The organism is Streptomyces ossamyceticus, from assembly GCF_001418475.1.
Lineage (GTDB): Bacteria > Actinomycetota > Actinomycetes > Streptomycetales > Streptomycetaceae > Streptomyces > Streptomyces ossamyceticus.
The window spans coordinates 1-4,614 of sequence record NZ_LIQX01000935.1 but is presented as its reverse complement, the minus strand read 5'-3'; the positions used below and the strand labels follow the sequence as shown (position 1 = coordinate 4,614).

At 73.3% G+C, this 4,614-nt stretch carries 6 protein-coding genes; 4 read left to right on the top strand and 2 right to left on the bottom strand.

Annotated features, from left to right (window positions below):
• Positions 1-112 precede the first annotated feature (112 nt).
• From AOK15_RS40715 to AOK15_RS40700, 4 genes are all read left to right on the top strand, one after another.
• The gene (locus AOK15_RS40715; protein WP_055524240.1) at positions 113-922 is read left to right on the top strand and encodes an alpha/beta hydrolase; all 810 of its coding nucleotides are present in this window, start codon (positions 113-115) and stop codon (positions 920-922) included.
• A gap of 130 nt (positions 923-1,052) precedes the next feature.
• Positions 1,053-1,355, top strand: coding sequence for a WhiB family transcriptional regulator (locus AOK15_RS40710; RefSeq protein WP_055524245.1), 303 nt, complete (start codon positions 1,053-1,055; stop codon positions 1,353-1,355).
• Positions 1,356-1,376: 21 nt separating this feature from the next.
• Positions 1,377-1,862 carry a Dps family protein gene (locus AOK15_RS40705; protein WP_055524238.1) on the top strand — a complete coding sequence of 162 codons (486 nt, stop codon included), beginning with the start codon at positions 1,377-1,379 and terminating at the stop codon, positions 1,860-1,862.
• 49 nt (positions 1,863-1,911) lie between these two features.
• Positions 1,912-2,238, top strand: coding sequence for a DUF3140 domain-containing protein (locus tag AOK15_RS40700; protein ID WP_055524236.1), 327 nt, complete (start codon positions 1,912-1,914; stop codon positions 2,236-2,238).
• Between the two features lie 448 nt (positions 2,239-2,686).
• On the opposite strand, the gene AOK15_RS40695 is transcribed toward AOK15_RS40700, so the two are convergent.
• Together AOK15_RS40695 and AOK15_RS40690 are read right to left on the bottom strand one after the other, a co-directional pair.
• On the bottom strand, positions 2,687-3,157 hold the full coding sequence (locus tag AOK15_RS40695) for a potassium channel family protein (protein ID WP_055524242.1): 471 nt from the start codon (positions 3,155-3,157) through the stop codon (positions 2,687-2,689).
• Between the two features lie 2 nt (positions 3,158-3,159).
• Positions 3,160-4,614: glycoside hydrolase family 15 protein (locus AOK15_RS40690; protein WP_055524234.1), on the bottom strand; the 1,455-nt coding region annotated here is incomplete at its 5' end.

Here is a 4,614-nt window from a genome sequence, read left to right as displayed (position 1 = left end):
GCGGTGATGAGGGCGGCCGGTTCGGGGTGGGGTGTCGGGTGGCCCATGGACCGGTGGCTGGTGGGGTGGCAAGATCCACCGGGTTACCTTCATCGACGTGGCTGGAGGAGTCATGGCCGACTCGCGGGAGCACGCCTTCGCCGGTACCCGGGGCGGTGTCACCGCACGCGAGTGGCCGCGCGAGGGGGCGCGGTACGTGGCGCTGCTGGTCCACGGCTACGGCGAGCACATCGGCCGGTACGAGCATGTGGCGGACGCCCTCGTCGCCCACGGCGCGGCCGTGTTCGGCCCGGACCACATGGGGCACGGCAGGTCGGCGGGCGAGCGGGTGCTGATCGAGGACTTCGAGGACGTCGTCACCGATGTGCGCACGGTGGAGGAGCTGGCGCGCGCCGCGTATCCGGGACTTCCGGTGGTGCTGATCGGCCACTCCATGGGCGGTCTGATCGCCGCCCGGTACGCGCAGCGGTACGGCGCCGGGCTGGCCGCGCTCGTGCTGTCCGGCCCGGTGATCGGTGACTGGAAGGCGGTGTGGGCGCTCCTCGCACCCCCGGAGGTGCCCGAGGTGCCGCTCGACCCGAAGCAGTTGTCTCGGGATCCGGCGGTCGGCGCCGCGTACGCGAACGATCCGCAGGTGTGGCACGGCCCGTTCAAGCGGCCGACGTTGGAGGCGTTCGCGCGCACCTTGGAGACCATCTCCGCGAACGGGAGCGTCGGGGAGCTGCCGCTGCTGTGGGTGCACGGCGACGACGACCGGATCGTGCCGCTGGCCGGCAGCCGCACCGGCGTCGAGGAGTTGCGCGGCGCCATGTGGGTGGAGCGGGTGTACCCGGGTGCCCGGCACGAGGTGTTCAACGAGACGAACCGGGGCGAAGTCCTCGCGGACGTCAAGGAGTTCGTGGACGGCGTGCTCGCCGACTGAGGTCCGCGCGGGGGCGGTGGGCGAGCGCGCGGGGCTCGGCTGGGGGGCGCGCGGGGGAATATGGAGGGCGCTCGTCCACCGCTGTGGCATGCCGCGTTTTCCCCCATGCGTCCTGGGCACCCGGCCCCGCATGGAGTGGTTGCGGCAAGCGGCCTGCGTGGGTGAGGACCCCGAGTTGTTCTTCCCCGTGGGCACGACAGGACCAGCGCTCGACGACATCGAGGCCGCCAAGCGCGTCTGTGCCCGGTGCCCCGTGCTGCGCGAGTGTCTGCATTGGGCGCTCGGCAGCGGGCAGACGTCCGGCGTGTGGGGCGGCATGTGCGAGGCGGAACGCACCGCACTGCTCCGCACGGCCGGGAGCGTCGAGGCGGCCCGGCACCAAGCGTGGGCGCGGCACGGGGTGACGCGCCATGAAGCGATGACGCGCCATTGATGCGATGAGGAGTTTCACCTGATGACGATAGTGAGGAGCACCCTGCCCGAGACTGCTCTGCGGGTGACTGGGGACGCGCTGCAGGAGACCCTGGTCGACCTGCTGGGGCTGTCTCTGATCGGCAAGCAGGCCCACTGGAACGTCGTGGGCCCGAGGTTCCGCTCGATCCACCTCCAGCTCGACGAGGTGGTCTCCACGGCGCGGTCGTACTCCGACCAGGTCGCCGAACGCGCGGCGGCGCTCGGTATCGCGCCCGACGGCCGTCCCGAGACGGTCGCGGCCCGGTTCGCCCTGCCGGGCACCAAGGAGGGCTGGCTGCGGGACAACGACGTCGTGCGGCTTCTGGTGGAGACGCTGACGACCGCGATCGGCCGCCTGCGGGAGCGTATCGAGGCGACCGAGGAGACGGACAAGGTGTCGCAGGATCTGCTGATCTCCCTCACCGCCGAGTTGGAGAAGCAGCGCTGGATGTTCGAGGCGGAGAACTGGCCGCGCGAGAACGCCTGAGCGTACGCCCCGCGGCCGTACGCGAGCACGAGCAGCTAAGGGGGCTGCGATGACCGACGCCCTGGAACGGGAAGCGCTGTGGGACGAGTTCCACCGCGTGGTGAACATGACCTCGCAGGAGCTGGAGGTCTGGCTCCAGAGCCGGTACGCCGACGAGGAGAGCGAGGCGCTGCCCGAGCAGCCGGGCTCCCCCAGCGGCCGGCAGGTGCTGGCGATCCTGCAGAAGCGGCGCGTGGACCTCACCGAGGACGACTTCCGGGTGATGTACGGGGTCGTGGATTCGGTGAACGCGCAACGGGAGCAGGAGCCGGACGCGGACGGGACGCACCGCCGCCACCGGCTGATGACACTGGGGCACGACCCGCTCAGGGCGTAGCTGCCCTGCCCCGTCCGTCCCCGTCCCCCACCGGCGGCGCCCGCGAGAGCGCGGGCGCCGCCTCGGTGTGCCCGGGGTCAGGGACCGGTGAGCCGGGGGCGGTCTCCCTGCGGATGCGGGCGCGCAGCTCGGTGAGGCCGGCCTCCAGCCGCCGGCCTCTTTGACGGGGTGTCGGCGGGCGGTGGCGCCTCGGCGACGGACACGGCGGCGCCTGGGGCCGCAGACGGACGGGAGCCGCTCGGCGGGCAACAGGAAGAAGGGGCACGGATGCGCACGGCACCGGGGCCGGCGGACGGGCGGGGCGGACCGCGGGAGCGGCGCCTCAGGAGTCCACTGAACCGTCAGCCTCGACGGAGGTACGGGACTGGGCCGTGCGGCGTGCGCTACACAGTGCGCTGTCGACCCGGAGCAGATCGACGTGTGGATGGCCGAGGAGCGGTCGCCGGCCTCAGTCGGGGCCGCCCTCGCGCGTGAGCATGCGCTCCAGCCGGTCGAAGCGCTCGTGCAGGGCCCGGGCGGTCTCGTCGCACAGCTCGTGCGCGTGGTGGGCGAGTCGGTGGCGTTTCTGCTCCCGGCCCACGAACCAGGTGGCGAGGGCCGCCGTGACCATGCCGTACGTGGTGATGCCGACGACCATGACGACCGCGCCGACGACCCGGCCCCAGAAGGTCACCGGGTAGAAGTCGCCGTAGCCGACGGTCGTGGCCGTCTCGATCGACCACCACAGGGCCTTCGGGTACGACGTGAGGTTGGCGCGCGCGGCGCCCTGTTCGGCGGCGGTCACCGCCCAGGAGCCGAGGAGCATGACCACGACGAGGACGACGGTGGCGCCGCCCGCGGCCCGCAGGTGCAGGGGTCGGTCCCTGCCGTCCCGGCCGAGCAGCAGCTCGACGGCCCTGGTGAGGAAGCCCGGCAGCACGGTCACCCCTCCCCCGGGTCCGGTGGCGCCTCGGGGTGGCCGCGGCGGGCGTGGGGGGCGTGCCGGTCGAGTTCGTAGGCGACCCGGATGAGGGGGACATGGGTGAACGCCTGGGGGAAGTTGCCGAGTTGGCGGCGGGCAAGGGGGTCGTACTCCTCGGCGAGCAGCCCGACGTCGTTGCGCAGGTCGAGCAGCCGCTCGTACAGGGCGCGGGCCTCGTCCTCGCGGCCGATCGACAGCAGGGCGTCCGCGAGCCAGAAGGAGCAGGCGAGGAAGGCGCCCTCGCCGCCGGTGAGGCCGTCCGGGGAGTCGGGGCCGCCCGCGGAGTAGCGGGCCACGAGGCCGTCGACGAGGAGTTCGCGGCGTACCGCCTCCACGGTGCCGACGACGCGGGGGTCGTCGGGCGGCAGGAACCCGGTCTGCGGGATCTGGAGCAGCGCGGCGTCGAGTTCGCGGGACCCGTACGACTGGGTGAAGGTGCCCCGGTCGGGGTCGAAGGCGCGCTCGCAGACCTCGCGGTGGATACGGTCCCGGATCCGGCGCCAGCGCTCCACCGGGCCGGGGCGGTCGTGCCCCTCAGCGAGGCGGACCGCCCGGTCGAAGGCGACCCAGCACATCACCTTGGAGTGGGTGTAGTGGCGGGGGGTGCCGCGCATCTCCCACAGCCCCTGGTCGGGCAGGGTCCACGCCTGCTCCAGGTGGTCGAGGAGGACCGCCTGGAGGTCGACGAGGTGGCGGCGTGGGCGCAGTCCGCAGCCGATGGACAGATGGATGGTCTCCATGACCTCGCCGGGCACGTCGAGCTGGCGTTGGGCCGCGGCGGCGTTGCCGATCCGTACCGGGCGCGACCCCTCGTACCCCGGCAGCCAGTCGGCCTCCCATTCGGTGAGCCGCCGCTCCCCGGCGATGCCGTACATGATCTGCGCGTCCTCGGGGCGGCCCGCGAGGGCCCGGGCCAGCCAGCCGCGCCAGGCGTCCGCCTCGGCGGTGAACCCGCTGCGCAGCAGCGCCTCCAGCGCCATTCCGGCGTCGCGCAGCCAGCAGTAGCGGTAGTCCCAGTTGCGGACGCCGCCGAGCTCCTCGGGCAGGGAGGTGGTCGGGGCGGCGACGATGCCGCCGGTCGGCTCGTAGGTGAGGGCCTTGAGGGTGATGAGGGAGCGGGCGACGGCGTCGCGGTAGGGGCCGTCGTACGTGAGGCGGCGCAGCCACAGCCGCCAGTACGTGTCCGTGGCGGCCAGCGCGTCGAAGGCGTCGGCGGGGTCGGGGGCCGGAAGGTGGGAGGGGCGCCAGACGAGCACGAAGGGGACGCGCTCGCCGGGGGTGACGCGGAAGGCGGCGCGGTGGGAGGTGCCGTGGGCGGTGAGCCGGACGGGGGTGCCGAGCCAGACCGCGTCGGGCCCGGCGATACCGGTCAGCTGCCCGTCCTTGTGCCGCATCCACGGCAGCACCCGGCCGTA

Coding starts and splice junctions, on each gene's coding strand:
- AOK15_RS40715 (WP_055524240.1), top strand. CDS start 113: ATGGCCGACTCGCGGGAGCACGCCTTCGCCGGTACCCGGGGCGGTGTC.
- AOK15_RS40710 (WP_055524245.1), top strand. CDS start 1,053: ATGGAGTGGTTGCGGCAAGCGGCCTGCGTGGGTGAGGACCCCGAGTTG.
- AOK15_RS40705 (WP_055524238.1), top strand. CDS start 1,377: ATGACGATAGTGAGGAGCACCCTGCCCGAGACTGCTCTGCGGGTGACT.
- AOK15_RS40700 (WP_055524236.1), top strand. CDS start 1,912: ATGACCGACGCCCTGGAACGGGAAGCGCTGTGGGACGAGTTCCACCGC.